A 23,262-nucleotide genomic window follows, 5' to 3' on the forward strand; every position below is an offset into this window, starting at 1 on the left:
AATGCTTATAAATAACTTTTTAAAGTTATGTCAAAATGTTGTCTAATGAGTTCTCCATTATTCATATAAAACTCCCAAGCTGTATCTGGCTCACCGATAATTTCAAATGAACCTTCTGTAATATATAAAGCGCAATTATCTTCTAATGCAATACCTTCTATATTACCTTGGTGAGTTTGTAAAAACGTATGGAAGGCATTCATTCTATTTAATTGATTGTAATGGGGGCAAAATCTTTTGTTAACAATACCCCAGCCACTACTTTCTATATAACCGGAACCTTCATAATCTGAACGAATGCTAGATGTGAACCAGCACATAGCACCGGCACTATATCCTGCAATAAGTGTTCCACGTTTTAAAGCAAATAGTAACTTTTCATCTAGTTTATGTTCTTTCCATTGTTCAAGCATGTGAACGTAATTTCCACCGCCAAGGTAAATTAAATCGGCAGAATGAATCATCTCATCTATTTCATATTTAGTAGGTGTTTCGGTTGAAATGCGTAAAATTTGAACCTCACAATGTAATTGCTTTTCAAATGTTTCTAAAAATAACTTTATATATCCTTCATCATCACGACTAGCTGTAGGAATGAATAATACTTTTGGGTATTGTTTATTCGTTAATTCTATAAGTCGTTCATTAATATGCAAGTGATTTGGATCTTGTAAATCACCGCCACCAATGACAGCTAATTTCATAGTAAAGCACCACCTAATAATATTTGTTATGTAAAAATTCGATAGTGGGGAGTTACATTCCTTCTGTGATTTAATGAATAAGGGGAAATAAAGCAAACAATATACTGAAATAGCATGAGGTATCGTTAGCTGTAGATAGAAAGGAATTAGAAGCAGTTTATCCCGCTATTTGCGGGCAGTAAACTCCCGCCTCAAAATTCAACTGGAGCAAAGCAGTTAGGTGGGAGTCGGGCTGCCCGTAAACGCCCGATTGGTGAAGGCTAATAATCAGTGGGGGATGAACAAAACCCCCACTGATTAAAGTTTCACTTTATTGATATATAATACTGGATAATATTGTTTCAAAGTATGGAAACAATATGTTTAAATGAATATAACGACGTACTAATGAATATTAGTATTTATATTAAAAAGTACGGGGAATACCAGAAGTTTTACAAAAATGTTTTTTACTTTTTATAGGAACTTATTCTATAATATGGTAAAATTATATCGATATATTTATTAGCGTAAACTGAAAAGAGGGAGCGTGAAAGAGTGGATTTTCGATTTGAGTTCGCAGCGAAGGTGAAAGAATATTTAGACGATGAAAAAGATGAAAAAATAATAAAAGATGGACATAGAGATATAATTTATAAATATTTATATCCGTTAGAGAGTGAAATTGGAATTTTTAAAAATCCTAACTTTACTTTTTTTGCATCAGGAAGACGTTCACATATAGTATTAGAAAATATTGAATTTAAAACAGAAGTAAACGTAGAAAGTAATGTAATTGAAATTACAAAAATAGTGGATAATGTGGTGATTCCATTAGATACTATCGTAGCAAAAGATCGGGAATTATTTGCACTTGGGCGTAATGAGAAATTTAGTGTGCAAATATTAGAATATTATCTCTATGATACATTTGGAGAGAAGTTAGGTTTACAATGAATCGAACGTGGTACAGATAACTAATTAGTGGAGATTAGGATTCATTTAAGTATCAGTTAATATCATTTATGTTTGACCTTCTATATATTTTATACTACAATCTGTAGTGTGAAAGGGGGCATACGATGTTTACTCAAAACTACAAGTTAAATGAGCAAGGGTTAAATCACTTTTTCGGACCGCTTGAAGCGAAAATAATGGAGATTGTTTGGGCTACTGAGGGTATTACCATTAAAGATGTGCAACAGAAATTAAGTGAAGAATCCCCGGTGAATTTTAATACTGTAATGACAGTTATGAACAGATTAGTAGAGAAAGCACATTTAGAAAAGCATATTGTGAAAAGAAGTGGTATGTATCGTACTACACAAACGAAGGAAGAATTTTTATCTAATCAAACGAAGAAAATGACACAGGAATTAATGGGTGAATTTGGAGATCTTGTTGTGAACCATATGATAGATGAGTTAGAACAAGCTGATCCATCTTTAATAAAAAAATTAGAAGAGAAATTAAGTCAGCTAAAAAAAGAGGACCGATAAAATGAAGTGGCAAATGCGTAAAATCGTTTTGTTAGCAGTGACTATTAGTGTGCTTTTTTTAAGCATGTTAGTATACTACGTTACATACCCATTTCTTTTTCAAAATAAAGCATTTTTCCTTTCGCAATTTTGTTTATTTGAATTACAAAAACATATGAGGGAACTATCAATACTTCGTATAATGATAGCCGGATTACTGTTAGTTACTGTAATCATTATGAGTAAAAGAATTTGGAAGCAGTTTTTTTATAGTAAAAGATTGAAAAGAAATCTCGTGTCTATTACTAGAAAAGGAAAGCAAGTGTACGTATTATCAACGTTACAGATTACGGCATTTACAATTGGATTATTTCGACCGAAAATTGTCATTTCAGAAGGAATGTTTCAGGCATTTTCTGAGGAAGAAATTGATGCGATTGTATTACATGAGGAATATCATCAAAAAAATCGAGATCCATTAAAGTTATTTTTCTTTACATTGTTAGCTGAGGGAATGATGTATATTCCTATATTAAAAGGGATGTTGCAGCGTTATCATGTATATCAAGAGCTATCAGCAGATAAATATGCGATGAAAAAAATGAAATCTTCATTTGAGCTAGGTAGTGCATTATTAAAGTTAATTAAAATAAAGACGATGGAAAATCAATGTATTACAGCGTCGTTTGCGAAAACCGCAATTAATTTACGAATTGAGCAAGTGTTGAATGAGAAAGTTGTTAAGCTGAATATGCCATTACATACAAATTCAGTATATGTAACGTTAGGGCTATTTTGTATGTCGATTGTACTTATTGTCGGAGAGTGCATATAGCCTCTTTTTTTAATAATTAACACTACGCATTGTAGTGTGTTTAGGAGGGATAAAATGAATGCGGCGGATTTAACAATTTGGCTAGTAGTAGGGGCTGGGATACTTTCATTTATATCACCATGTTCTTTACCGCTATATCCATCTTATTTATCATATATTACAGGTGTGTCTATTCAAGATTTAAAAGAAAATCGTGGGATTATGCAAAAGTCAGCGATTATACATACAGTATTTTTTATGATCGGTTTCTCGGTTATATTTTATGCGTTAGGTTTATCGGTGAGTTGGATTGGGATTACTTTTTCATCTAATCAAAGATTGATTCAGCAAATTGGTGGGGTTTTTATTGTTTTGATGGGGTTATTTATGACTGGATTGTTTCAGCCTAAGTGGCTTATGGCAGAGAAAAAAGTGCAGTATAGAAGTAAATTGACAGGATATATTCGCTCAATTTTGGTCGGCATGACATATGCAGCAGGATGGACACCGTGTGTTGGTCCGATATTTTCTGCAGTGCTTATGCTCGGGGCGACCAATCCTGAAAGTGCGCTTCTTTATATTACGGCATATACTCTTGGCTTTGCAGTTCCGTTTTTCGTGATGGCATTTTTTATTGGAAAGGTAAGATGGATTGTTACTTATGCCAATGTCATGATGAAAATCGGCGGTGGAATGATGATTTTAACAGGGGTTTTATTATATACAAATCAAATGACGAAAATTACAGCGTTCTTTATTCGTCTATTCGGCGGATTTACGGGATTTTAGAAATGAGGAGGAAGAAAAGTGAAGAAACTAATTGCTATTATACTAGCTGGGGCACTAATTTGGGCCGGAGTTAACTTTTATAATACTAAGAAAGAAGAAAAAGAAAGAAAAGCGAAACAAGCGGAGTTACAAGAGAAGGAAGTATTACCACAAGTGGGATTTAAAGCGCCGAACATAACATTAAAAGGATTAGATGGGAAGCTTTATTCGTTAAATGATGCAAAGGGAAAACCATATGTTATTAATTTTTGGGCATCATGGTGTGGTCCATGTGAAATGGAGGCTCCTGATCTAGTTCGTTTGTATGATAAATATAAGGAGGATGTTGAAATCTTTGCGGTAAATGCAACAATCGGGGATCCAGTACAAGAAGCGAGCGCATTTGCAGATCGTCACGGATTTAAATTTCCTGTTCTATTAGATATGGACGGAGTAGCTGGAATAGATTATAAAGTATTTTCTTTACCAACGACATTTTTTGTTAATAAAGATGGAATTATTGTAGATCATGCACGAGGTGTATTACCTCCAGATCAATTAGAAGAGAAGTTTAAGAAAATAATTGAGAATTAAGAGGGGATTTCATAGTGATGGAGTGGATGGTGAGGTTACAACCCGTTTCTCTTATAATAGGAAGTTTATTTGGATTTATTCTAATGAAACTAAGGATGAAAAAGCAAAATATTCAATATGAAAAAATGATGGATGCAGTAACGAATGGCTTTCTTATCATTGTATTAGTATGGAAATTCGCACCGGCAATTTTAAATCCGGTATGGGCCATTGGGGCGCCAATGCCAGCATTATTAGCTGTAGGAAGTATTCAGCATATTATAGTAGGGTGCGTAATTGCGAGTATATATATTGTTTGGAAAAGTAAAAAAGAGCAATTTTCTCTTCGGATTTTACTTGATACATTACCTTTTGGATTTTGCGTGAGTATAATCTTTTATTTTATATTCCATCAAGAAGTAGGTGCACAAACGACACTGCCGTGGGGGATGAAAATATATGAATCAAAATTTTTGTATCATCCTATTTTCATGTATGAGATTATACTCGCACTCGGTATAATTGGCTTGTTATGGATTAAAAATGAAAGATTAGGAAATGGAAAGAATATAAGCTTTTTTCTAATTTGCGAGGGAATTGCTCATATCATTATTTCACTTATTAGTGAACAAAATTCAGTTCTATTTGGTCTTTCAATACAGCAAATACTCAGTTTTTTTGTTATTAGTTTAGGGATTTTGCTAGTACCAAAAAAATAAAAGTAGCCATGCACGGAGAGCATGGCTATTTTTGTATCATCATATGAATTAAAAAATCGGCGGAGTAACAGAAAATAAAACAATCGCATTTTTCTCGAATTGATTTACCCATTTATGTTTTAAATAAGCTGGTATTTTTACGCTATCACCAGTTTCTAATGTGTATTCTTCTTCATTTAAGTGCAATGTGATTTTTCCGTCTAATACAAATGCTAATTCTTCACCTTTATGTTCTAGAACATTTTCTGATGAAGCAGTATTTGGTGGGATAGTCATAATTGCTGTTGCTAAATTTCCTGTGAAATCAGGTGATAACAATTCATATGATAAATTATCGATAATCATTTTTTTTCTTTTATGAGAACGTACAATTAAATCGTCTGTATTATTTTCTTCAAGTAAAAAACTAAATGTTGGAACATCAAGAGCTTTTGCAAGTACCTTTAATGTTTGAATAGAAGGGTTAGCAGAACCACGTTCAATTTGACTAAGCATTGATGGTGTGATTTCGGCCATCTTTGCTAATTCTTTACTAGTTAATCCTTTTTCTTTTCTTTGTTTTTCAATCTTTTTACCAATATCTATATTTTCCATAATAAATGCTCCTTAATAATTATTAATTTATATTTAAATAAATTAAATTAAAATTAACTAAAATGAATTATTTATGTTAAACTATATTAAAATTAATTTAATTATAATTTATTATATGGCTAGCTACAAGGATATGAGGAGGAAGAGGAATGAAGGAGATAGAGGCATTAAAAGAGCAATATCCACTAGTAAATAACTTAATCGCAACAGAAGAAGTATTTTGGATAAACCCGAATATGGAAAAGTATGAAACAGCAATAAAAAATTCGCCACTTAATGAAGAACATGTAAAAGACGCGGAAGAGAGATTAAAGCGTTTTGCACCATATATTGCGAAAGTATTTCCTGAAACGAAGGAAACAGGCGGTATTATAGAATCACCTTTAGTGAAAATACCTTCTATGAAACAATCTTTAGAGAAAAGTTATGGGCAACCTATTTTAGGGGAATTACTATTAAAATGTGATAGCGGGCTTCCGATATCAGGATCAATAAAAGCTAGAGGCGGAATATACGAAGTGCTGAAACATGCAGAGCGACTGGCACTTCAGCATGGAATGTTAACAGAGAAAGATGATTATTCAATTTTAGATAGTGATAGATTTAGAGGTTTTTTTGCGAAGCATTCAATTGCAGTAGGTTCTACTGGAAATTTAGGGCTTAGCATCGGTATTATGAGTGCGAAATTAGGTTTCAATGTGACAGTCCATATGTCAGCAGACGCAAAACAATGGAAAAAAGATTTATTAAGAAGTAAAGGTGTAAACGTTATTGAATATGAAGCTGATTATAGTAAAGCAGTAGAAGAAGGAAGACTGCAAGCAGATGCAGATCCTAGCTGTTATTTTGTTGATGATGAAAACTCACATGATTTATTTTTAGGATACGCAGTAGCAGCGTCACGTTTACAAAAACAATTAGAAGAGTTAGAAATTGTAGTAGATGAAGAGCACCCTTTATTCGTTTATCTTCCGTGCGGGGTAGGTGGCGGGCCTGGCGGAGTAGCATTTGGTTTAAAGTTATTGTACAAAGACAATGTGCACTGTTTCTTTGCGGAGCCTACGCACTCTCCGTGTATGTTACTCGGTTTAATGACAGGGCTTCACGATAAAATTGCCGTTCAAGATATCGGTATTGACAATGTAACTGATGCGGATGGGCTTGCAGTAGGAAGACCATCTGGATTTGTCGGTAAAACGATGGAACCATTTTTGAGTGGAAATTACACAGTAAGTGATGAGGAGTTATATAGATTATTAAAAGAACTGGCTGATACTGAAAATATTTATTTAGAGCCTTCTGCATTAGCGGGTATGATAGGGCCGTTGAATGTATGTAAAGCTGAAAATGAGTATTTACAAAAACAACAGTTAACAGAGAAGGTGAAGAAAGGTACTCATATTGTGTGGGAAACTGGTGGGAGTATGGTTCCGGAAGACGTGATGAATGGGTATTATAAGAAAGGTTTGGAATTAAAGTTAAAATAAAAATGAGGCTATTTACAGCCTCATTTTTTTCATGTACATAAAATTCTTTGTTATTTTCGCACTAGTTCTTTATAGTATAGATATAAAGGATTGCTAATATCGAATAAAAATAACAAAAAGCTTTATTTTACATAATAAGAGGATGTGTATACGATGTCATTACAGACTAAATATATAGCGGGTATTTCGCTTGGGGTTATGGGCGTAGGTTTTGCGGCTTCCATCCCTTTTCAAGGAACGGTAGCTGGGGAGATTATTCAAGGGGGATTTGAAGCTGGGTTAGTTGGTGGACTTGCGGATTGGTTTGCGGTTACAGCTTTATTCCGTCATCCGTTGGGAATTCCAATTCCACATACAGCATTATTACCTAAAAATCGGAAACGGGTAACAAAGGGTCTCGTTTCTACGTTAGAAAATGAATGGCTGACGAAAGAAAGTATTACAAGTAAAGTAAAAGAAATGCAGCTAGCACAAATGGTACTGCAAATTGCTGAGAAAGAGTTACAGTCTGACGCTGTGAAAAAAGGAATTGTAACAATTGCTGAGAAAGCGATTCTTCAAATAGATACGGAAAAATTAGCAGTTATTATTGAAAAAGAATTAAAAACGTATTTGCATACAATTAACACAAGTAACATATTACAAGTTCTCGTGGATCAATTAGTAGTGCAAGAATATGATGAAAAAACACTTGATTACATATTAGTAAAAGTGAAAGATTGGACAGCTCAAGATGAAGCACGTTATCAGCTCGGAAGCTTAGGCATGAAGGCGATGGAAAACATAAAAATAGATGGATTCCTACAGTTTACTTTGAAATCGTTTATGAATATTGTTGATGAGGATAAAATCGGCGGCATTTTGCAGAAGTTTATCATTAGCAATATTAACAGCTTACAAGATGCAGATAATAGCACAAGACAACTTATATTAGCGAAAATTCGTCAAGAGATTATAAATGTAAAAGAAAATGAATCTTTATTACAGGAATTAGAGAATTGGAAAGAAAAATGGATTGCAAATTGGGATGCTACAGACAAAATAAAAGAAATGCTAGAGCAAGTACAGAGTAGGGCAGTTACCTTTGTGAAGAATGAAGAATTTGCTGATAAATATGTTGTTCCATTCTTACAAACACAAATGAATAAAATAAAAGAAGACGAACTGACTGTTCAAAAAATAGAAGATTGGTTACAAAAACAAGTTGTTACTATTGTTGAAAAGAATCATTCGAAAATTGGAAAGCTTGTGCAAGAAAACCTTGATAAGTTAGATGATAAAACATTAATCGAAATGATTGAAAATAATGTCGGTAAAGATTTGCAGTGGATTCGTGTGAACGGGGCTGTTTGTGGTTTTATGATTGGATTAATTTTAGAAGGAATAAAAGCGATTATATGAGAAAAACCTTCCACAATTGTGGAAGGTTTTTTATTTTTCGATAACGCTCATATTTAAATTATAAGCTTTCTCAATATTTAATTTGTACGTTCCATTTCCTGTTTTTATCGAGTTTTTATACCAATGTTCTTGCCCATTTAATTCTGGATTTTCTTCTGAAGAATTATTTTCTTTTTTCGCTAAATCTTCTACTTGTTCCCAAGGTGTGTTTCCGTGAGTTTCTTTTTGATTTGTTACGGCTGTTAAAGAAACATCACTTTCTTTAGCTAAATGAACAGATACGTTTGAACTGTTTTGTACAAACCAATTATTTTGTAATTGACCTGGATAAAGAGATAGTTCGTTATTTGAAGCGCGGATCTCTACATTTTTATTTTGCGGAAGAACGAGTGTTTGTTTCACCTGTGGTGTTGAGTTAAATAACGTATGCTGAACCGGTAATGGTTTTAACGTTATATACATCGTTTCTCCAGCCGTTTGAACTGAAAGGAAATCATCTCTTTTTAAATTAGGTTTTTCATTTGTTTTTGTCGTCATTTCATATGTTCCAAAAAGATGAATTTGATTTGTATTATCACCCTCTATCGTTAGAGGGTGATGCCCCGCATCCACTACGATTTTTTTGATAGATTCAGGTATATCAAGTTGTCCGTCTGGAATATTACTCGTTTGTCTAGTTGTGTTAATAGAATGACGAACTTCTTCTAGCAATCCAGTTGATAATAAGCAGTAAAAAGCAATTCCAACACTTCCTAAAACTCCGATAAAGAAAATACTAAAAATATCATATTTAATAAATGAATGTTCCTTCTTAGAAAATAGAAGGTATAGTAAAATTTCAGCGCCAAGTATGATAAGTAAAACAGGCCACCAGGCTGTTAATGTATCTAATGTTTGAACTCCTTTTACGACTGAAAATAGTAAAAAGCAACCTAATGTAATAATGGAGAGCCCCATTGAGAATGTTCCAACGCGCCATGTTCTCATTCGTTTGTACCACCTTTGTTTTCTTTATTTCCAAGTAACAATTTAAAGCCGCCACCAATTAAAAGGAGAGCAACGATAGATGTTTGGAAATAGCGATAATATAGTTCGCTAAGATGAATATTAAATATAGTTGCAAAATAGTCATTCAAAATAGGAAGGACTGTTTGATCTAATAAATAATAACCACCGAGTGTAATTAACCCAATACCGATCCATCTTTGATGATTTATAAAATAGTCAATGATAGGTTCGTCATTTACACGTTCTTTTCCGTATTTTGCAGTTTGCTGTAACGCATCAAAAAAGCTATAGAACCAAATGATTGGTACTAAAAATAAAAACGCAGAAAGTCTTAATAAGTCGAGCAAATAAATAGATAGTAAAAAGGCTGCCATAAGCTGAAGACCACGGCGCTGTAAGCCTAAATACATATGTCCTGCTCCAGGAAACATTGCTAAAATGGAAGCGAATGTTTTATTTTTCTTTCCTTGTTCTCGGTGCTCTTCAAACTCTTCGAAAATAGTACGGTCATCTAGTTGCTCGCCGCGTTCTTTTTTCTGTAGTTGTTGAACAACATCAAAGAAGTTATAAATCCATAAAACAGGTAGCGTAATAAGGAAGATAAGAAAACTTTCTTGAGATGTTAAGAGTGCAACGAATATAATCATACTTCCTATTCCTGTACAAGCTACTAAAAATGTAAGTCCGCGTTGCATAAGTCCTAATTGAAAATGACCAAGCCCAGGAATGATTGATAGAAGAATGATATAAAATCGTTCGCTTTCTTTAGAGGACTCTGTAAATTCTCCGGCTGCTTGTTTTTTCGATTGATTAATAATAGTGATAACTAAATCTAATAAATTGATCGCCCATAACACGACTAGTAAAAATAGAGAAAGAAAAGCAATATCACGCGCTCCTAATGCTATTGTACAAAATGCTGCAAAGATAAATAGAAATAAAGCCCCGCCGCTATATAAAATAAATCGTCCGAATTTCTTTAAATATAAATGTCCAAGCCCAGGAATTAGCCCTAACACAAGTGCCAAAAAGGGATTTTTATTCATGCTTTGAACCTCCGTCCTTTTTTGATGTGTCTACCGATTTGTTTACAATTTGTTGTGAGATAGAAGACTCGTTATGTTTTGAAGATTTCTCGAAATTTGATGTCGCTGTGAAAATATACTGGAATAAACCACTTACCATAAAAATAATTGTAGCCGCAGTCGCAATTATGTAGTGAATAATTGTGCGCTTTAGTGAGTTTGTTTTTATATTTTCATTAGGCTGTAACGTTTCAAAATTAATTTGCGTCATAACTTCGTTCGTAAATGAATCATCATTTATCATTGGAAGGTTTTCGTGTTGTTCATCAATACTTTCCATATAAAGTGCTAAACAATGATCACATTCATAAAGATGTTCTTCCATAGATTCACGTTCATTGTTTGATATAACATCTAATGTATAATTGCGCCAATCTTCTTTTGAATAATGCATCATAGAAACTCTTCCTCCTTCCAATGTTTTTTAATCCATTTTCTTGCCCGATACAGTTTCATTTCGACTGTTTTCACTTCAATATTTTCTTGCAAAGCAATTTCTTGATAACTTTTTTCTTCTAAGTAATGTGCGAGAACGACGTCACGGTAATTGTCGGGAAGTTCTCGCAGTTTTTGAGCAATGAGTAATTTTTGCTCTTTCGTCAATAATAATGCCTCGATATTATGAGAGGATTTTATATTTTCCGCAGTTTCTTTACATAAGGAGAGTTCTTCGTTTTCTCTAGCTTTTTTTCTCTTATAATCAATAGCGTGATTGGTGGCAATACGTGCCATCCACGTTTTTAATCCGCGAAATTGATAATTTGGGAGAGAGGCGTGAATTTTTACGAATACTTCTTGTGTAACATCTTTAGCATCTTCTTCATGTCTTAAAATGGAAAAGATAACTTGAAAAATATAATGACGATATGTTTGTACAAGGATACGAAAAGCATGTTCGCTTCCTTGCTGTGCTTTTGCAACTAATTGTTTTTCCTCAATCGGTCTCTCCCTCCTTTTTGACGCATTCTATTATATAGACGTAAGAAATGATAAGTCACCCTACACATGTTGTAAAAAAAGAATAATATATTTTTAGCAGGAGGGGTATATGAAAAAGGTGTGAAAAAATGGTAAAGAGAAGTATATAATGAGCAAAGAGGAAATGCTACATGGAGAAAGGATGTGAATGTTAGTAGGATAAGGTCCATACTAACAAACATGAAAATTAAAATATTAATAGCCGATGATAATTCTTTTATAAGAGAAGGCATGAAAATTATTTTAAATACATATGAAGAGTTTGAAGTATTAGATACCGTAAATGATGGAAAAGAAGCTGTAGCGTATTGTAAAAATTATGAAGTTGATATTGCGCTTTTAGATGTTCGTATGCCAAACATGAACGGGGTAGAGGCGACGAAGTTAATTTGTGAAGAGACAAAAACGAAGCCTCTCATTTTAACGACATTTGATGATGATGAATATATTTTGGACGCAGTAAAAAACGGAGCGAAAGGTTATTTATTAAAAAATAATGATCCGGAGCGTATTCGTGATGCGATAAAAGGAGTTTATAACGGTCAAACTGTTATGCAAGATGTAGTGCTTGATAAAATTAAGTCTAATTTAATGGAAAGTAAAGAGGAAGAATCTAAAATTGATAAGAGCCTTTTCACAGAAAGAGAGCTTAGTATTATCGCATTAATTGCGAAAGGTTTCTCAAATAAAGAAATTTCGAAGCAACTTTTCATATCTGAAGGAACGATTGCAAATTATATTACATCAGTTTTAGGGAAAACTGGACTAGAACATCGCACACAAATTGCGATTTATTACTTAACAGGGAAAGTAGATTAATGTTATGGAATTTTGGTTAACTGTAAGTAAACTTATTGTCTTTTTATATATAGTGTTTAGCTACATTCATTTAAATGTTACGAACTTACCGTGGATTATATTTACTTTGCTTTTATATCTTTCTGTAAACGTGTTGATCTCTATATTTAAAAAAGATACGTACAAAAACATATTAACTTGTGTGTCAATTGGCGTAGTTATGTTATTTACATGGAAGGTTCATCCGTTTTTTATTTTATTTTTACCTTTGAACTTATATGAAATTGCAAATTATTACATAAAAAAGAAATGGTTAATCTTTTTCATTATGATTCTTCCTATTATTTTTATAGGTGAAGGTATTCAAATGACGTATGGACTTATTAGTGCATTTTGTTTTTTTTCCTTAACGATAGCTCACCGCTATATAGCACGATTATTAAAACTAGAAATGCAAAATGATAAAATGAGAAAAGACATACAAAGACTTACGAAAAGCTTAAATGAAAATAAAGATTACATAAGGCAATCTGAATACACATTTAAATTAGAGGAAAGAAATCGATTATCTCAAGAAATTCATGATAAAATTGGTCACTCGATGACGGGTGCACTTATTCAAATGGAAGCAGCGAAGAGATTAATGGAAATAGATAAAGTGAAATCTGCTGAGTTATTACAAAATGCAATTCATATTTCAAAAGATGGCATTGAAAGCATTCGGATTACATTAAAAAATATGAAGCCACCAACAGAGCAAATTGGTATTCATCGTATGAAATTATTCATAGAGGAATTTGCTGGTAAGCATGATATAAATATTCCATTCGTATATAAAGGGAACTTAGATATGATTTCACCAATTCAGTGGAAGATTATTGGTGAAAATGTTATGGAGGCACTAACAAACGCGATGAAATATGCTGATGCGACAGTCATTTCAATAGATATTCATGTACTGAACAAGATGGTGAAAGTACAAGTGAAGGATAATGGTAAAGGTGCAGCTCTTGTTAAGAAAGGCCTCGGTATTATGGGGATGGAGGAGCGAACAGCATCAGTAAACGGAAAAATTATTGTAGATGGAACAAGTGGCTTTTCAGTAACAATGTTATTGCCGATATAAGAGGATGAGACGAGGATGAATCATCTCATATGAAAAAAGTGAATAATCTCATGTGAAAAGAGTGAACTTCTGCACTGAGCAGGTTCATTCTTTTTGTTTATAATAAAGTGAAACTTCAATCAGTGGGGGTTTTGTTTTTCCCCGCTGATTGTTAGTTGAACCAATCGGGCATTTACAGGCAGCCCGACTCCCGCCTAACTTCTTTGCACCAGCTGAATTTTGAGGTGGGAGTCTTACTGACCGCAAATAGCGGGATAAAAGCAGAGAAACCGAAATAGGGGTGAAATGATGAACACATTGGAAATTAAAAATTTAACGAAAAAATTTGGTGATTTCATCGCGGTAGATAATATGTCTTTATCTATTAAAGAAGGAGAAATATTTGGCTTTTTAGGTTCGAATGGTGCTGGTAAGAGTACAACGATTAATATGATTGCTGGTTTGTTAAGAAGTAATGAAGGTGAAATCAGCATACTAGGAAAAAATATAAAGAAATATAATCGATTTGCGAAAATGAATATTGGTATCGTTCCGCAAGATATTGCGATTTATGAAGAGTTAACTGCCTATGAAAATGTGAAATTCTTTGCTGGATTGTATGGATTACGAGGAGCCGAGCTAAAAGCGAGAGTAGAGGAAGCACTTCAATTTGTAGGCCTTAGTGATAAACATAAAAGTTATCCGAAAAACTTTTCTGGCGGGATGAAACGAAGACTGAATATAGCTTGTGCAATCGCTCATAGACCGAAGTTAATTATTATGGATGAACCGACAGTTGGAATTGATCCGCAGTCAAGGAACTACATTCTTCAGTCTGTCCGAAAATTAAATGAAATGGGAAGTACGATTATTTATACGAGTCACTACATGGAAGAAGTAGAAGAGATTTGTACGAAAATAGCAATTGTCGATCACGGTAAAGTAATTGCAGAAGGAACGAAAGAACAGTTAAAAGCGATTATTACAGATACGAAAGATATTTGGATTGAAGTAAAGTCAGTAGAAAATTTAGATGTAGAAAATTTAAAAGAGATAAATGGTGTGAAAGCTGTTCAAATTGAAGAGAACGTAATCAAGGTAAACTCGGATGCAGGATTAAATAATTTAAATAAAATTATTCAGCATTTCATTAATCATGACATTGAAATTCGTTCGTTAGAGGAGCAGGCTCCGAACTTAGAAACTGTATTCCTTACGTTGACTGGGAGAAACTTACGAGATAAATAAAAGGTAAATGAAGAAAAGGTAAAGGGAGGTTCATCAATTGAACATCTTTAACATTGCAGTGATGCACATTAAAAGAGATTTCAGGGACGTAAGAACTTTAGTTTTCATGTTAGCATTTCCGATTGTGCTTATGCTTGTATTAGGAACAGCGTTAAGTAACGCATTTAATAGCGATAGTCAAGCGATTAAGGATATACAAGTGCTATATAAAGATGAAGCGAGTAGCACGTTTTCTCAATCGTTTGAAGCGTTTACGAAAGAAGTCGATAAATCAGGTATTCATTTTAAAAAAGTTTCCGAAGGTATAGATGGGAAAGAAGAAGTGAAGCAAAATAAATATGCTGCTTATGTAGAGTTAAATAAAGATGGTGCAAAATTTTACGGAAGTGACAAAAGTAGTATTGAGGGAAGTATTGTGGAAGGCATGCTTACAACATTTGTTGATAAGTACAACGTAGTGGCCGAAGTTGCAAAAGTAGATCCGAGTAAGGTTAGCGCAGTTATTTCAAACGGAAATCATAATGATTATATTAAAGAAACATCTTTACAAGCTGCTAAAAAACCAGGTTCTATGGATTACTATGCGGTTGTAATGACGACGATGATTGCACTGTACGCTGCAATGGGGGCGAGTTTTTTAATTCGAGGAGAACGAATACGTAAAACAGGAGATCGTTTAATTGCAGCACCTATAAGTAAAGCTGAAATTTTCATTGGGAAAGTGCTCGGTAGTCTTGTAGCGAATGCACTTTGTCTATTACTCGTCGTTTTATTTAGTAAATTTGTTTTTCAAGCGAATTGGGGCGACCATCTTGGAATCATATTTATTATTTTACTAACAGAAGTCTTTCTAGCAATTAGCTTCGGTTTAGGAATCGGATTTATTACAAAAACAGGTGAGGCATCTAGAGCAATTATTATGGTTGTTGTGCAATTAGCTTCTATTTTTGGTGGTGCGTATTTCGTAGTGGAAGAAAATGTCGTTACGAATTTATCGCCATTAACGTGGGCCAACACAGCCATTATGAAAATTATTTATGCAAATGACATAGGGGCGGCACTGCCAGTAATATTTTTAAACCTCGGAATTTCAGCACTCTTTTTATTAATTGCGATTATTGCATTACGTAGACGGGAGGGGCTATAGTATGAAAGATATTTTATGGCTCATACAAAAAACGTTATCTGTGCTTCTGAAAAATAAAAAGGGGTTACTCATTATTATTAGCTTGCCGATAATAGGAACGCTCATTTCCTTTTCGATATATGGGAATGTAGGGCAAGGAACGTTAAATATTGGGGTTATAAATAAAGAAAATCAACCTATCGCAAATGATACAGTGAAATTTTTAGAAGGACTCAATCATGTAAATGTTAGTAAAATTAAGGAATCTGAAGTGGAGGATAAACTCACTTCAAAAAAACTTGATGGTGTTATTACATTACAGTCTGGTTTTTCTGAAAGTGTTCGAGAAGGGAAACCGAGTCATATTGAGATTTCATCGATTAAAGGCGATCAAGTAACAGGATTTATAAAATCGTATTTATATAACTATGTTGATAACATCGCTGCGATTAATAAAGTGGCAGGGGCCGATCAAAGTACGTTTAATAGTATGTACGCTGGTTATCAAAAAAGTTCATTTAAAGTAAAGGCTGAGACACTTGAAGATACTTCGAAAAATAAGGATATGACAAATCAAACGATTGGTTATCTTATTATGTTTATGCTATTTTCAGCGATGAACTTATCAGGATTTATCTTAAAAGAAAAAGAGAACAGAACGTATTTTAGGTTATTATCGACACCGATAGATGGAAAGAAATTTATATTATCTAATGTCGCGGTGAATATGATTATATTAACATTACAAATTGTAATTGCAGTATTATTTATGACGAATGTTTTTCATACGAATATAAATATGCCTTTCACAGTTATGATTGGTGTACTCATGATATTTGCTTTAATTGCAATTGGTTTATCATTAGTCATTGTTTCTTTTTCAAAAAGTTCAACTGCTTCAAATGCGATGCAAAATGTTGTTATTGTGCCGACATGTTTATTAGCGGGATGTTATTTTCCATATGATATTATGCCGAAAACAGTACAAAAAATAGCTGATTTTTTACCGCAACGCTGGCTAATGGACACGATTTCGAAATTACAGCAAGGAATTCCGTTTTCAGATTTGTATTTAAATATTTTAATCTTATTCGCCTTTGCGATAGCGTTCTTCTTAATTGCGATTTATAAGTTTGGAAGAAATAATGATGCAAGGAACTTCATTTAATGAAAAGGTGTGGCGCAATGCCACACCTTTTTTGTATTCGTAATTTAAAGTATCTTTTGTAATATAGGAATGCTTTTGTAGAGAACTTCGTTATGTGAAGCATGCACAACATATTTATTTCCCTCTAGAAGAAAAACACTATGTAGAACAGCGTTACCATCACCATGTTTTGTAAGTATATCACCGACGACTTTTCCATCTGTCCATTCCAGTTTTGAATGTGAAGGGACGACTTGTAAATATTGAATCGTTTCTACTCCATCTCCTGCAATGAGTGTAGTTTCAATATTTCTTTTCTGTATCATAAATCTATTTGCATTTAATGTATCGAGGAATGGATTTTTCGTTTTCATCTTGTTATAAGGAAGAAATGTAATAGCAGAGCCAGATTTTATAAATAAATAATTTCCGTAATCTTTACAAGGGATAACATCTTGTAATCCTGGAAAGTAACGGTGTATCGCTTCAACTTTATTCATTTTGTGTAAGGTGCTTACGTAGTGAATGTATTGTTCCATATAAAAATGAACGATATTTATTTTAGAAGATGTATGTACTGGGAGAGCACCTCCAGTCCAATAACTATAATTGGGGGGAGATCCAGCGTTTGGTGTACAGAGTATAATAAGTTGCTCCACATCATTTTCATATTCTTCACTTTGAACGTAAGAACGTGCAAGAAGCCCGCCCATACTATGACAAACTAAATTTAGTTTGTCGCACCCTGTAAATTCTTTAACATAGGCAATTGTTTTTAATAAATATTTTTGAGTGGAAAAAGCAATACGCTGACGCCAGTCATAAAAACAGATAAACAAGTTTTTATTTCGTTCATAGCCGATACTTTCTAACATCATAATGAATGGTTCATAAATAAACGAAGAAAGCCCAAAGTTCCAATTACCGGTACCAGGAATAATAATATTACTCATTGAACCGAAAAGACCTGGGATAAAAATAATAGGAGTCTTTGCTCTTTTCATAGTCTGCTCTCCTTTAACTTTGTAACATCCAAAAAGTAGGAAATGCATTTTGAATGAAAATTTATTTTAATGAAACACTACGAAATAGTAAGTAATATGAGTGGAAGGAAATCAAAATGATTAAAAAAATATTGCGAGTCACTTCTATTATTATTGCTATTTTCGTTGTTATTTTAATTTGGATGCATATTGACGTTACGCTCGGAAGGAAAATGGAAGCCGGGAAAAATATGCCGACAGAGTATGCGCCTCATTATAGTGACTTTCAATTATATGTAGAAGGGAAGTCGTTTTATAAACAGCTATTTACTGATATAAGTGAAGCGAAGCAATCTATTTACACTTATTTTTATATTTTATCGGATGATAAAAGTAGCCATACTTTTTTAAACTTATTAAAGGAGAAGGCGAAAGAAGGAGTAAACGTATATTTATCGGTTGATTTAATTAATGATTTATCATTTGAAAGAAAGATGAAAAATGAATTGCGGGAAAGTGGTGTTCATTTTACATATAGTAGAAAACCTGAATTGCCATTTGGATTTTATTCTCTACATCATCGGAACCATCGCCGTATTACAACAATTGATGGGGAAATCGGTTATACAGGTGGGTTTAATATGGGGGATGAGTACTTAGGGAAAGATAAGCGATTTGGATATTGGCGTGACTATCATGTGCGGCTTAGAGGAGAAGGAGCAAAAGATTTAGAAGAGCAATTCGCTTTAGATTGGAAACGAGATACGAAAGAACATATAAAAAGAAGTACGAATAAAGCGAGTAAAGGGAATACATTACATACGATGGTTAGCTACAATGGACATCATGTCGCTGAAAAATATATAAAGTTAATAAAACAAGCGAAACATTCAATTGTAATTACAACACCTTATTTTATAGCGAAAAATAAAGAATTAATGAACGCTTTAATCGCGGCGCAAAAACGTGGCGTTACAGTAAAAATACTTTGGTCATATAAACCAGATATTCCTCTTATTAAAGAGGCGGCATATCCATACATACGTCAAGCTGTTAATAATGGGATTACTGTATACGGTTATAAAAAAGGTATGTTTCATGGAAAGTTAATGCTTATTGATAATGAATTAACTGTTATCGGTACTACAAACTTTACTGCACGTAGCTTCTATATTAATGATGAGATGAATTTGTATATTCATGGTGGATCTATCGTATCAGAAGTGAATGAGGCGTTAACACAAGATTTTCATGACTCGAAAGAAATGACGAAAGAGTTTTTTGAGAAGTTATCTTTTTGGGAGCGTTGTAAGGAGAAATTTGCGGGATTGGTTGATTTTTATTTGTGAGGATTAACGAACAAACAAAGGGTGTCTATAAAAGGCACCCTTTGTTAATGGAAAATACTATTTTTCATGCACAAGCATCGAAACATCATCATTAATCAACGTCCCAACATGTTCACCTAAACAAATTCTTTTCATAACACCAGGCTCATCAAAGTTAAAGACGTGTGCCGGTAAATTATAATCTCGAGCAAGTAATAAAGCGGCTTGATCCATTACTTGTATGTTTTGCCTAACAACATCGTTATAGTTCAGTTTTCGATACATTTTCGCTGATTTATTATATTTTGGATCACTTGTAAAGACACCGTCTACCCCTTGTTTTGCGACTAAAATGGCGTCGCTATTCATTTCAATGGCTCTTTGTACACTTGGGTAATCTGTTGTAACGAATGGTTGCCCGTTACCACCACCGAATATGACAACATAACCGTTATCTAAATGATGTACTGCACGTAGGCGAATATATGGTTCAGCTACTGCATTAAAAGGGATGGAAGTCATAACGCGTACTTCTCTATCTGTTTTACTTGTTAAAACGCCGCGAAGCATTAAGCTGTTAATAATCGTACCTAGCGTACCGATATTATCAGCTTCTACACGATCAATTCCCCATTCTTCAGCTAGATGACCTCTGAAAATGTTACCGCCGCCGATGACAATGGATACTTCGATATCTAGGTCAATAATGGATATTATTTCGTTTGCGATATGTTCTAATCGTTTGGAATTAAAGCTATTTCCAGATTGATCAGCAAGTGCGCCGCCACTTAGTTTAATTAAGACGCGTTTATATGGTTTCATAACAATTCCCCCTATATAGATTGCAATAAAAAAGGAACAAAGGCGAATGCCTTTGTTCCTTCGTAAGAAAATGAAATAGAAAAGAAATAGATATGATGAACTTCTTCACGTGATTTTTCATAACATCCACTCCTTTTCATCCCCATTTATTTAGAATACGTATATCTTTTAGATTATACGAAATAATCTGATGTTTTATCAAGGTTATTTTATTTCTTTTTTATAAAAAGTGTCAATGAATATTATAAGAAATAAATTTGAATTTTTTGTGACGAACTTGTAGGTTTTTGTATGATTTTGTAGGTTCGCTTATATGATGTGTGAGTAGCTTTTATAAATTCAAATTGAAAGCGTTCGCATGAAGGGGATGAACATAAATGAAAAAATTCGGATTGGCAACACAAATTTTTGTCGCGCTTGTTTTAGGGATTGTAGTAGGGGCAGTCTTTTATGGCAATAAAACGGCGATTTCTTATATCACACCAATTGGGGATATATTTATTCACTTAATTAAGATGATTGTAGTACCAATTGTTATTTCAGCATTAATTGTTGCGGTAGCTGGTGTAGGCGATATGAAAAAGCTTGGGAAACTGGGTGGTAAGACAATTCTTTATTTCGAAATTATTACGACGATTGCTATTTTAATGGGATTACTTGCAGCAAATATATTCCAACCAGGTACTGGCGTTGATATGAGTAATTTACAACAAAGTGATATTTCTTCTTATAAACAAACAGCAGATGCAACAGAGAAGAAAGGCTTTGCAGAAACGATTGTTCATATTGTACCGAAAAATATATTTGAGTCTATTACACAAGGTGACTTATTACCGATTATATTCTTCTCAGTACTATTCGGTTTAGGAGTTGCAGCAATCGGTGAAAAGGGAAAGCCTGTTTTTAACTTTTTTGAAGGTGTGCTCGAAGCGATGTTCTGGGTTACAAATCAAGTGATGAAATTCGCACCATTTGGTGTATTCGCATTAATTGCTGTTACGGTTGCGAAATTTGGTGTAGCAACACTACTTCCTTTAGGAAAACTAGTGCTAGCTGTATACGTAACTGTTATACTATTCGTTGTGATTGTATTAGGTATTAATGCGCGAATGGTTGGAGTAAATATTTTTACATTAATGAAAATTTTAAAAGAAGAACTTATTCTTTCATTTACGACAGCAAGTTCAGAAGCTGTTTTACCTAATATAATGAGAAAAATGGAAGAGTTCGGTTGTCCAAAGGCAGTTGCCTCTTTCGTAATTCCGACAGGTTATACATTTAACTTGACTGGATCAGCTATTTATCAAGCGTTAGCGGCATTGTTTGTTGCACAAATGTACGGTGTACACATGTCACTGACGGAGCAAATAACGCTATTATTCGTTCTCATGTTAACATCCAAAGGTATGGCGGGAGTTCCGGGTGCATCATTCGTTGTTGTATTAGCGACGTTAGGATCAATGGGCTTACCGCTAGAAGGCATCGCATTAATTGCGGGAATTGACCGCATTTTAGATATGATTCGCTCAGCTGTCAATGTATTAGGAAATGCATTAGCTGCCATTGTTATGTCGAAGTGGGAAGGCGAATTCGATGATGAGAAAGCAAAACAATATGTAGAAACGGTCAAACAAACAAAAGCAGCGTAAGAGATTGTTAAGGAGTGAGTAATCATGACAACATTAACTGAAGTTAAAAATGGAGTACGAATTGAAAAAGATTTTTTAGGTGAAAAAGAAGTACCAAATTATGCGTACTACGGTGTACAAACAATGCGTGCAGTAGAGAATTTCCCGATTACAGGGTACAAAGTCCATGAAGGTTTAATTAAAGCGTTAGCAATTGTAAAAAAAGCGGCAGCACTTGCTAATGCAGATGTAGGAAGATTGGAATTGAAAAAGGGTGGTGCTATTGCAGAAGCATCACAAGAAATCCTTGAGGGGAAATGGCATGATCATTTCATCGTTGATCCAATTCAAGGTGGTGCAGGAACTTCAATGAATATGAACGCAAATGAAGTCATTGCCAATCGTGCCCTTGAATTATTAGGAATGGAAAAGGGAGACTATGATTATATTAGTCCAAACAGTCATGTAAATATGGCACAATCAACAAACGATGCATTCCCAACAGCGATTCATATTGCAACATTAAATGCATTAGAAGGCTTATTACAAACAATGGGTTATATGCATGATGTATTTGAATTAAAAGCAGAACAGTTCGATCATGTTATTAAAATGGGTCGTACACATTTACAAGATGCTGTGCCAATTCGTCTTGGACAAGAATTTAAAGCATACTCCCGCGTACTTGAACGTGACATGAAACGTATCAAGCAATCACGTCAACATTTATATGAAGTAAATATGGGAGCAACTGCAGTTGGTACAGGCTTAAATGCAGATCCAGAATATATTGAAGCAGTTGTAAAACATTTAGCTACAATTAGTGAACTACCACTTGTTGGTGCAGAAGATTTAGTAGATGCAACTCAAAATACGGATGCGTACACTGAAGTATCTGCAGCACTTAAAGTATGTATGATGAATATGTCTAAAATTGCGAACGACCTTCGTCTAATGGCATCAGGTCCACGCGTTGGATTAGCGGAAATTATGCTACCAGCTCGTCAACCAGGTTCATCTATTATGCCAGGGAAAGTAAACCCTGTTATGCCAGAAGTAATTAATCAAATTGCGTTCCAAGTAATTGGTAACGACCATACAATTTGCCTTGCTTCAGAAGCAGGACAATTAGAATTAAATGTTATGGAACCAGTACTTGTTTTCAACTTACTTCAATCTATTAGCATTATGAATAACGGTTTCCGTGCCTTTACAGATAATTGCTTAAAAGGAATTGAAGCGAATGAAGATCGCTTAAAAGAGTACGTTGAGAAGAGTGTAGGAATTATTACAGCCGTGAACCCTCATATCGGCTATGAAGCAGCAGCTCGCGTTGCGAAAGAAGCAATTGCGACAGGGCAATCCGTTCGAGAACTATGTGTGAAAAATGGTGTATTGTCACAAGAAGAATTAGAGTTAATTCTAGATCCATTCGAAATGACACACCCAGGGATTGCAGGAGCAACTCTTTTAAAGAAAAATTAAAAGA

24 protein-coding genes are annotated in these 23,262 nt (G+C 34.0%); 16 read left to right on the forward strand and 8 right to left on the reverse strand.

Translation table 11 applies throughout. The features are described 5' to 3' along the window. Positions 1 to 5 precede the first annotated feature (5 nt). Positions 6 to 704: a peptidase E gene (locus tag ABH957_RS07620; RefSeq protein WP_002064712.1), complete on the reverse strand. Its 699-nt coding sequence runs from the start codon at positions 702 to 704 to the stop codon at positions 6 to 8. 537 nt (positions 705 to 1,241) lie between these two features. On the opposite strand from ABH957_RS07620, the gene ABH957_RS07625 reads away from it, so the two are divergent. The 6 genes from ABH957_RS07625 to ABH957_RS07650 all read left to right on the forward strand — a co-directional run bounded on the left by ABH957_RS07625 (position 1,242) and on the right by ABH957_RS07650 (position 5,035). Further along, positions 1,242 to 1,640: a DUF3942 family protein gene (locus ABH957_RS07625; RefSeq protein WP_002012266.1), complete on the forward strand. Its 399-nt coding sequence runs from the start codon at positions 1,242 to 1,244 to the stop codon at positions 1,638 to 1,640. 125 nt (positions 1,641 to 1,765) lie between these two features. After that, positions 1,766 to 2,182 (forward strand): BlaI/MecI/CopY family transcriptional regulator, encoded by a 417-nt coding sequence (locus ABH957_RS07630; protein ID WP_078175715.1) that lies wholly within the window; start codon positions 1,766 to 1,768, stop codon positions 2,180 to 2,182. 1 nt (position 2,183) lies between these two features. Continuing rightward, positions 2,184 to 2,996 carry a M56 family metallopeptidase gene (locus tag ABH957_RS07635; RefSeq protein ID WP_404510899.1) on the forward strand — a complete coding sequence of 271 codons (813 nt, stop codon included), beginning with the start codon at positions 2,184 to 2,186 and terminating at the stop codon, positions 2,994 to 2,996. Positions 2,997 to 3,050: 54 nt separating this feature from the next. Continuing rightward, entirely contained in the window at positions 3,051 to 3,764 is a 714-nt protein-coding gene (gene ccdA / locus ABH957_RS07640; RefSeq protein WP_404510901.1) for a cytochrome c-type biogenesis protein CcdA, read from the forward strand. Positions 3,765 to 3,782: 18 nt separating this feature from the next. Then, entirely contained in the window at positions 3,783 to 4,337 is a 555-nt protein-coding gene (locus tag ABH957_RS07645; RefSeq protein WP_002031090.1) for a TlpA family protein disulfide reductase, read from the forward strand. Between the two features lie 14 nt (positions 4,338 to 4,351). Further along, complete coding sequence (locus ABH957_RS07650) at positions 4,352 to 5,035, forward strand: prolipoprotein diacylglyceryl transferase family protein (protein WP_404510903.1); 684 nt, start codon at positions 4,352 to 4,354, stop codon at positions 5,033 to 5,035. A gap of 48 nt (positions 5,036 to 5,083) precedes the next feature. On the opposite strand, the gene ABH957_RS07655 is transcribed toward ABH957_RS07650, so the two are convergent. Then, the gene (locus ABH957_RS07655) at positions 5,084 to 5,629 is read right to left on the reverse strand and encodes a helix-turn-helix domain-containing protein (protein WP_002012259.1); all 546 of its coding nucleotides are present in this window, start codon (positions 5,627 to 5,629) and stop codon (positions 5,084 to 5,086) included. Between the two features lie 149 nt (positions 5,630 to 5,778). On the opposite strand from ABH957_RS07655, the gene ABH957_RS07660 reads away from it, so the two are divergent. Together ABH957_RS07660 and ABH957_RS07665 are read left to right on the forward strand one after the other, a co-directional pair. Continuing rightward, a complete protein-coding gene (locus tag ABH957_RS07660; protein WP_404510905.1) occupies positions 5,779 to 7,116 on the forward strand; it encodes a D-serine ammonia-lyase in 1,338 nt (445 codons plus the stop codon). A 153-nt stretch (positions 7,117 to 7,269) separates the two neighbouring features. Then, positions 7,270 to 8,517 carry a DUF445 domain-containing protein gene (locus ABH957_RS07665; RefSeq protein WP_404510907.1) on the forward strand — a complete coding sequence of 416 codons (1,248 nt, stop codon included), beginning with the start codon at positions 7,270 to 7,272 and terminating at the stop codon, positions 8,515 to 8,517. A gap of 30 nt (positions 8,518 to 8,547) precedes the next feature. Here the strand turns inward: ABH957_RS07665 and exsE are convergent, their stop codons facing one another. From exsE to ABH957_RS07685, 4 genes are read right to left on the reverse strand one after another with little or no spacing between them, the layout of a single operon-like run. Continuing rightward, a complete protein-coding gene (exsE, locus tag ABH957_RS07670; RefSeq protein ID WP_404510909.1) occupies positions 8,548 to 9,504 on the reverse strand; it encodes an exosporium protein ExsE in 957 nt (318 codons plus the stop codon). Beyond that, positions 9,501 to 10,571 carry a hypothetical protein gene (locus tag ABH957_RS07675; RefSeq protein ID WP_016119984.1) on the reverse strand — a complete coding sequence of 357 codons (1,071 nt, stop codon included), beginning with the start codon at positions 10,569 to 10,571 and terminating at the stop codon, positions 9,501 to 9,503. The genes exsE and ABH957_RS07675 overlap by 4 nt, the downstream gene beginning before the upstream one ends. Beyond that, positions 10,564 to 11,007, reverse strand: a complete 444-nt coding sequence (locus ABH957_RS07680) for a hypothetical protein (RefSeq protein WP_002126705.1) — start codon at positions 11,005 to 11,007, stop codon at positions 10,564 to 10,566. Before ABH957_RS07680 ends, ABH957_RS07675 begins: the two co-directional genes overlap by 8 nt. After that, positions 11,004 to 11,549 carry an RNA polymerase sigma factor gene (locus ABH957_RS07685; protein ID WP_307897080.1) on the reverse strand — a complete coding sequence of 182 codons (546 nt, stop codon included), beginning with the start codon at positions 11,547 to 11,549 and terminating at the stop codon, positions 11,004 to 11,006. The genes ABH957_RS07680 and ABH957_RS07685 overlap by 4 nt, the downstream gene beginning before the upstream one ends. Before the next feature lie 219 nt (positions 11,550 to 11,768). On the opposite strand from ABH957_RS07685, the gene ABH957_RS07690 reads away from it, so the two are divergent. The 5 genes from ABH957_RS07690 to ABH957_RS07710 all read left to right on the forward strand — a co-directional run bounded on the left by ABH957_RS07690 (position 11,769) and on the right by ABH957_RS07710 (position 17,033). Further along, a complete protein-coding gene (locus ABH957_RS07690; RefSeq protein ID WP_404510911.1) occupies positions 11,769 to 12,407 on the forward strand; it encodes a response regulator in 639 nt (212 codons plus the stop codon). Positions 12,408 to 12,411: 4 nt separating this feature from the next. Then, on the forward strand, positions 12,412 to 13,512 hold the full coding sequence (locus ABH957_RS07695) for a sensor histidine kinase (protein ID WP_404456197.1): 1,101 nt from the start codon (positions 12,412 to 12,414) through the stop codon (positions 13,510 to 13,512). 288 nt (positions 13,513 to 13,800) lie between these two features. Next, complete coding sequence (locus ABH957_RS07700) at positions 13,801 to 14,739, forward strand: ABC transporter ATP-binding protein (RefSeq protein ID WP_404444560.1); 939 nt, start codon at positions 13,801 to 13,803, stop codon at positions 14,737 to 14,739. Positions 14,740 to 14,776: 37 nt separating this feature from the next. Further along, positions 14,777 to 15,886, forward strand: a complete 1,110-nt coding sequence (locus ABH957_RS07705) for an ABC transporter permease (RefSeq protein ID WP_404456200.1) — start codon at positions 14,777 to 14,779, stop codon at positions 15,884 to 15,886. 1 nt (position 15,887) lies between these two features. Then, positions 15,888 to 17,033, forward strand: a complete 1,146-nt coding sequence (locus tag ABH957_RS07710; RefSeq protein WP_404510913.1) for an ABC transporter permease — start codon at positions 15,888 to 15,890, stop codon at positions 17,031 to 17,033. 44 nt (positions 17,034 to 17,077) lie between these two features. On the opposite strand, the gene ABH957_RS07715 is transcribed toward ABH957_RS07710, so the two are convergent. After that, complete coding sequence (locus ABH957_RS07715) at positions 17,078 to 18,016, reverse strand: esterase/lipase family protein (protein WP_404510915.1); 939 nt, start codon at positions 18,014 to 18,016, stop codon at positions 17,078 to 17,080. A 116-nt stretch (positions 18,017 to 18,132) separates the two neighbouring features. On the opposite strand from ABH957_RS07715, the gene cls reads away from it, so the two are divergent. After that, a complete protein-coding gene (gene cls, locus ABH957_RS07720; RefSeq protein ID WP_404491348.1) occupies positions 18,133 to 19,344 on the forward strand; it encodes a cardiolipin synthase in 1,212 nt (403 codons plus the stop codon). Positions 19,345 to 19,401: 57 nt separating this feature from the next. Here cls and pyrH read toward each other — a convergent pair whose 3' ends face one another. Next, complete coding sequence (gene pyrH / locus ABH957_RS07725; RefSeq protein ID WP_002064732.1) at positions 19,402 to 20,145, reverse strand: UMP kinase; 744 nt, start codon at positions 20,143 to 20,145, stop codon at positions 19,402 to 19,404. Between the two features lie 377 nt (positions 20,146 to 20,522). On the opposite strand from pyrH, the gene ABH957_RS07730 reads away from it, so the two are divergent. Continuing rightward, positions 20,523 to 21,794 carry a cation:dicarboxylate symporter family transporter gene (locus ABH957_RS07730; protein ID WP_002086365.1) on the forward strand — a complete coding sequence of 424 codons (1,272 nt, stop codon included), beginning with the start codon at positions 20,523 to 20,525 and terminating at the stop codon, positions 21,792 to 21,794. Positions 21,795 to 21,818: 24 nt separating this feature from the next. After that, positions 21,819 to 23,258, forward strand: a complete 1,440-nt coding sequence (gene aspA / locus ABH957_RS07735; protein ID WP_002086363.1) for an aspartate ammonia-lyase — start codon at positions 21,819 to 21,821, stop codon at positions 23,256 to 23,258. Positions 23,259 to 23,262: the final 4 nt, after the last annotated feature.

Origin of the sequence: Bacillus sp. RC242, assembly GCF_044908245.1 — a bacterium.
Taxonomy (GTDB): domain Bacteria; phylum Bacillota; class Bacilli; order Bacillales; family Bacillaceae_G; genus Bacillus_A; species Bacillus_A mycoides.

Excerpts from the sequence above, each read along its gene's own strand:
- ABH957_RS07675 (WP_016119984.1), bottom strand. The coding sequence starts at position 10,571 with ATGAATAAAAATCCCTTTTTGGCACTTGTGTTAGGGCTAATTCCTGGG.
- ABH957_RS07630 (WP_078175715.1), top strand. The coding sequence starts at position 1,766 with ATGTTTACTCAAAACTACAAGTTAAATGAGCAAGGGTTAAATCACTTT.
- ABH957_RS07660 (WP_404510905.1), top strand. The coding sequence starts at position 5,779 with ATGAAGGAGATAGAGGCATTAAAAGAGCAATATCCACTAGTAAATAAC.
- exsE (WP_404510909.1), bottom strand. The coding sequence starts at position 9,504 with ATGAGAACATGGCGCGTTGGAACATTCTCAATGGGGCTCTCCATTATT.
- ABH957_RS07635 (WP_404510899.1), top strand. The coding sequence starts at position 2,184 with ATGAAGTGGCAAATGCGTAAAATCGTTTTGTTAGCAGTGACTATTAGT.
- ABH957_RS07620 (WP_002064712.1), bottom strand. The coding sequence starts at position 704 with ATGAAATTAGCTGTCATTGGTGGCGGTGATTTACAAGATCCAAATCAC.
- ABH957_RS07700 (WP_404444560.1), top strand. The coding sequence starts at position 13,801 with ATGAACACATTGGAAATTAAAAATTTAACGAAAAAATTTGGTGATTTC.
- ABH957_RS07690 (WP_404510911.1), top strand. The coding sequence starts at position 11,769 with ATGAAAATTAAAATATTAATAGCCGATGATAATTCTTTTATAAGAGAA.
- ABH957_RS07695 (WP_404456197.1), top strand. The coding sequence starts at position 12,412 with ATGGAATTTTGGTTAACTGTAAGTAAACTTATTGTCTTTTTATATATA.
- ABH957_RS07655 (WP_002012259.1), bottom strand. The coding sequence starts at position 5,629 with ATGGAAAATATAGATATTGGTAAAAAGATTGAAAAACAAAGAAAAGAA.
- ccdA (WP_404510901.1), top strand. The coding sequence starts at position 3,051 with ATGAATGCGGCGGATTTAACAATTTGGCTAGTAGTAGGGGCTGGGATA.
- ABH957_RS07710 (WP_404510913.1), top strand. The coding sequence starts at position 15,888 with ATGAAAGATATTTTATGGCTCATACAAAAAACGTTATCTGTGCTTCTG.
- ABH957_RS07665 (WP_404510907.1), top strand. The coding sequence starts at position 7,270 with ATGTCATTACAGACTAAATATATAGCGGGTATTTCGCTTGGGGTTATG.
- ABH957_RS07730 (WP_002086365.1), top strand. The coding sequence starts at position 20,523 with ATGAAAAAATTCGGATTGGCAACACAAATTTTTGTCGCGCTTGTTTTA.
- ABH957_RS07680 (WP_002126705.1), bottom strand. The coding sequence starts at position 11,007 with ATGATGCATTATTCAAAAGAAGATTGGCGCAATTATACATTAGATGTT.
- pyrH (WP_002064732.1), bottom strand. The coding sequence starts at position 20,145 with ATGAAACCATATAAACGCGTCTTAATTAAACTAAGTGGCGGCGCACTT.
- ABH957_RS07715 (WP_404510915.1), bottom strand. The coding sequence starts at position 18,016 with ATGAAAAGAGCAAAGACTCCTATTATTTTTATCCCAGGTCTTTTCGGT.
- cls (WP_404491348.1), top strand. The coding sequence starts at position 18,133 with ATGATTAAAAAAATATTGCGAGTCACTTCTATTATTATTGCTATTTTC.
- aspA (WP_002086363.1), top strand. The coding sequence starts at position 21,819 with ATGACAACATTAACTGAAGTTAAAAATGGAGTACGAATTGAAAAAGAT.